This is a genomic window from Desertihabitans aurantiacus (assembly GCF_003344635.1).
Classification (GTDB): domain Bacteria; phylum Actinomycetota; class Actinomycetes; order Propionibacteriales; family Propionibacteriaceae; genus Desertihabitans; species Desertihabitans aurantiacus.
In genome coordinates this window covers 1-3,327 of the sequence record NZ_QPKK01000343.1, presented here as the reverse complement: position 1 = coordinate 3,327, position 3,327 = coordinate 1, and the positions used below count along the sequence as shown (strand labels likewise).

The window sequence follows — 3,327 nt, the reverse complement described above, 5'->3', positions numbered from 1 at the left end:
CCGTCCGAGTCGTCCGAGCCGCCCGACCCGCTGCCGGAACCGCCGGAGCCGGATCCGCCGTCGTCGTCGCCGGAGCCGCCCGAGCCGCCGCCGTCGGAGCCGCCCGAACCGCCCGAGCCGTCGCCGTCGTCCGAGCCGCCGTCGGAGCCCGCCCCGTCCGAGCCGTCGCCGTCGGAGCCGTCGCCGTCGGAGCCGTCACCGTCCGAGCCGTCGCTGTCGGAGCCCGAGCCGTCGCCGTCGTCGGACCCGCCGTCGTCGCCGTCCTGGGAGTCCTCGTCGTCGGAGTCCTCGTCGGAGCGGTCGGAGTCGCCGTCGCGGGAGGAGTCGCTGCCCGACCCCGAACCACCGCCGGAGCCGGAGCCGCCGCCCGAGCCGGAGCCCCCGGTGCGCCGCGGCGGCACGTACTCGCTCTGCCGGTCGGCGGGCTTCCAGGCGGGCTCGGGGAAGTCCTCCACGTCCATGTCCTCGACCACGACCTCCATGAAGTCGGTCCAGGTGCGGGCCGGGTAGGTGCCACCGAAGAAGGTCTGGTCGCCGGGACGTGCGTAGGGGTCGAGATCGGAGTTGCCCTCGTCCCCGGCCACGTACATCACCGCGGTCGACACCTGGGGTGTGAAGGCGACGAACCAGGCCGAGACGATGTCGTCCTCGATCCCGGCGGTGCCGGTCTTGCCGGCGACCGGTCGGCCCAGCGTCTGCACGGTCGCGCCGGTGCCCTGCTCGACCACGTTGGACAGGGCGTAGACCGCGTCACGGGTGACGTCCTCCTCGAAGACCCGCTTGCCCTCGGTCTCGGCGGTGAAGAGCACCTCGCCGTCGGCGTCGCGGACCTCCTTGACCACGTGGTGGCCGACCTGGACGCCGCCGCGGGCCAGCGTGCTGTAGGCGCCGGCCATGTCGAGCGGGCTGACCTCGGCGGTGCCGAGGGCGATCCGGTTGTTGAGGTCCCAGCCCGGTCCCCGCGGGGCGCCGGCGGCCTCCGCGGCGTCGGCCACCGCCTGCGGGCCGTCGGTGAGCTGGGCGGTGAGGTCGACGAAGGCGGTGTTGATCGACTGCGCGGTCGCGCGGATGAGGTTGACCGCCCCGTACTGGTAGCTGAACTCGTTGCGCACCGGCACCGGGTCACCCGGCGGGGTGAAGGTGTTGCCGCGGAAGGTCGAGCTGAGGCTGAAGCCGTCCTGCAGCCCGGCGACGAGCGCGAAGGTCTTGAAGGTGGACGCCGTCGAGCGCGCCGTGGTGGCCCAGTTCCGGGAGTCCTCGATGAAGTCCGGCCCGCCGTAGAGGGCGAGCACGCCACCGGTCTCGGTGTCGACCGAGGCGATCGCGGCGTGCAGGTCGTCCGGGTCCTCCCCCGCCGCCTCGGCCGCCTCCTCGGTGTTCTCCTCGGCCGCCTCGACCGCCGCGTCCTGGGCCGCCTTGTCGAAGGTGGTGGTGACCTGCAGCCCGCCGCCGTTGATCTCGGCCTCGGTGAACCCGACCGCGGCCAGCTCCTGCTCCACCATCTTCATGAGGAACCCGTTCGGGCCGGCGTAGCGGTTGTTCACCGGGATCTCGGGCAGCTCCGGCAGCTCCTGGCGGTACTCGGCCGCCTCGGCCGCGGTGATCGAGCCGGACTCGGCCATCCCGTCGATCACGTAGCGGTAGCGCTCGAGCAGCCGCTCCTCGTTGCCGGGGTCGACCGAGGGGTCGTAGAGGCTCGCGTTGTTGAGCACGCTGGCCAGCACCGCGGCCTGCGGGACGGTGAGGTCCTTCGCGTCGGTGTTGAAGTAGGAGCGGCTGGCGGCCTGCACCCCGTAGGCGCCACGGCCGAAGTAGATGGCGTTGAGGTAGCCCTGGAGGATCTCCTCCTTGGACTGCTCGCGGCTGATCTTCACCGCCAGCATCAGCTCCTTGAGCTTGCGGGTCAGCGTGCGGTCCGACGTCAGGTAGGTGATCTTGATGTACTGCTGGGTGATGGTCGACCCGCCCTGCAGCTCACCGCCGGTGGCGATCGCCCAGGCGGCCCGGGCCATACCGGGGATGGAGATGCCCGGGTCCTCCCAGAAGGAGCGGTTCTCCGCGGCGACGACCGCGTCCTTGATGACCTGCGGCATCTCCTCGTAGTCCAGCGACTGCCGGTTCTGCACCGCGAGGTTGCCGAGCTTCGTCGTGCCGTCGTAGTAGTAGACGAAGGTGGTGTTGGTGCTGAACTCGGCGTTCGGGTCGGGCAGCTCGGTGTTGGCGTAGGCGACGCCCACCGCGGTGAGACCGGCGATCATCGCGAGCAGCAGGGTGAGCACGACACCCAGACCGAGGCGCCTGGCGATCCGCCGGCCCCGGGTCTGGGGGGTCTTCCTCTTCCGGGTGCTGCTGCGGGATCGGGTGCCGCGGGTGGGGGTCCTAGCCATAGATGTCCTCGACGGTCGGTTGACGCCTGGGCGGGCGCCGCTTCTTGCCGTCGCCCAGAACGAAGGAGTGGATCATGTGGTTCCACCCGCAGCCGGTGCACACCTCGACCACGCAGACCTTGAACTCGCCGAACTCGTCCTGCATCTCCTCCAGCTCCTTGCGGGCCTTGATCCGGCCGGAGTACTGGCCCAGCTGCTCACCGAAGACGTAGCTGAGGTTGACCAGGACCGAGGAGCCGCAGATGGGGCAGTCGACGTCGCTGCGCTCGCCGTGGTGCATCGCGGCGCGGATGAGCATCGGGTCGGCGTCGCAGGCGTCGGCCCGCGTCAGCGTGCGCTGGGGTCGCTTCAGCGCCTCCAGGGTGGCGCGACGCTGGAGGGCGTAGTCGACGTACTGGCGCTGGGACCACACGCCGACAGTGTAGGTCGGGGCCACCCCGCGACCAGGGATTCCGAGGGTGCCCTCCGGAGGCCGGATCCGGCCCGGGTCAGACCGCTGCGAGACGGCTGGCCAGCTCCTCCAGGACGTCCAGGGTGTCCCCGACGGCCTCCCACTCCGCGACGTCGACCAGCGAGGTCGGGGCCAGCCGGGTGGCGACCGCCCAGCCGTCGGCGACCTCGACGCTGCCCAGCCCGAGCTCGACCAGCCGGGCGCGGAGAGCCGTCGGCAGCACCTCGTCCAGGTCGGCCAGGACGGCGTCGCCGTGCACGAGGAGGTCGCCGTCGAGCCGTCCGAGGGCCGCGTCGGCCGGCGGGGGGGACCCGAGGTCCGCGGGCAGCACCTCGCGGTACGGCACCGTGCCGGGACGCCCCTGCCGCGGCTCGGCGGCCGACACCAGGAGGTGCGGCGTCCCCGCCGGCACCCGGAGGGCGACGTAGCGGGTCAGCCGCGGCGGCCCGGCGCCGAGGTCGTGCCGGACCACCCCCACCTCCCGGTCCG

3 protein-coding genes are annotated in these 3,327 nt (G+C 72.4%); all 3 read right to left on the bottom strand.

Translation table 11 applies throughout. From position 1 onward, the window contains the following. Positions 1 to 2,387 (bottom strand): transglycosylase domain-containing protein (locus DVA66_RS18575; protein WP_157974125.1); only part of this gene is annotated, 2,387 nt, incomplete at its 3' end. Then, positions 2,380 to 2,799 carry a DUF5318 family protein gene (locus DVA66_RS18570; RefSeq protein ID WP_114127471.1) on the bottom strand — a complete coding sequence of 140 codons (420 nt, stop codon included), beginning with the start codon at positions 2,797 to 2,799 and terminating at the stop codon, positions 2,380 to 2,382. The genes DVA66_RS18575 and DVA66_RS18570, both read right to left, overlap by 8 nt. Positions 2,800 to 2,875: 76 nt before the next feature. Next, a partial coding sequence (locus DVA66_RS18565; RefSeq protein WP_198671936.1) for a hypothetical protein occupies positions 2,876 to 3,327 on the bottom strand: 452 nt, incomplete at its 5' end.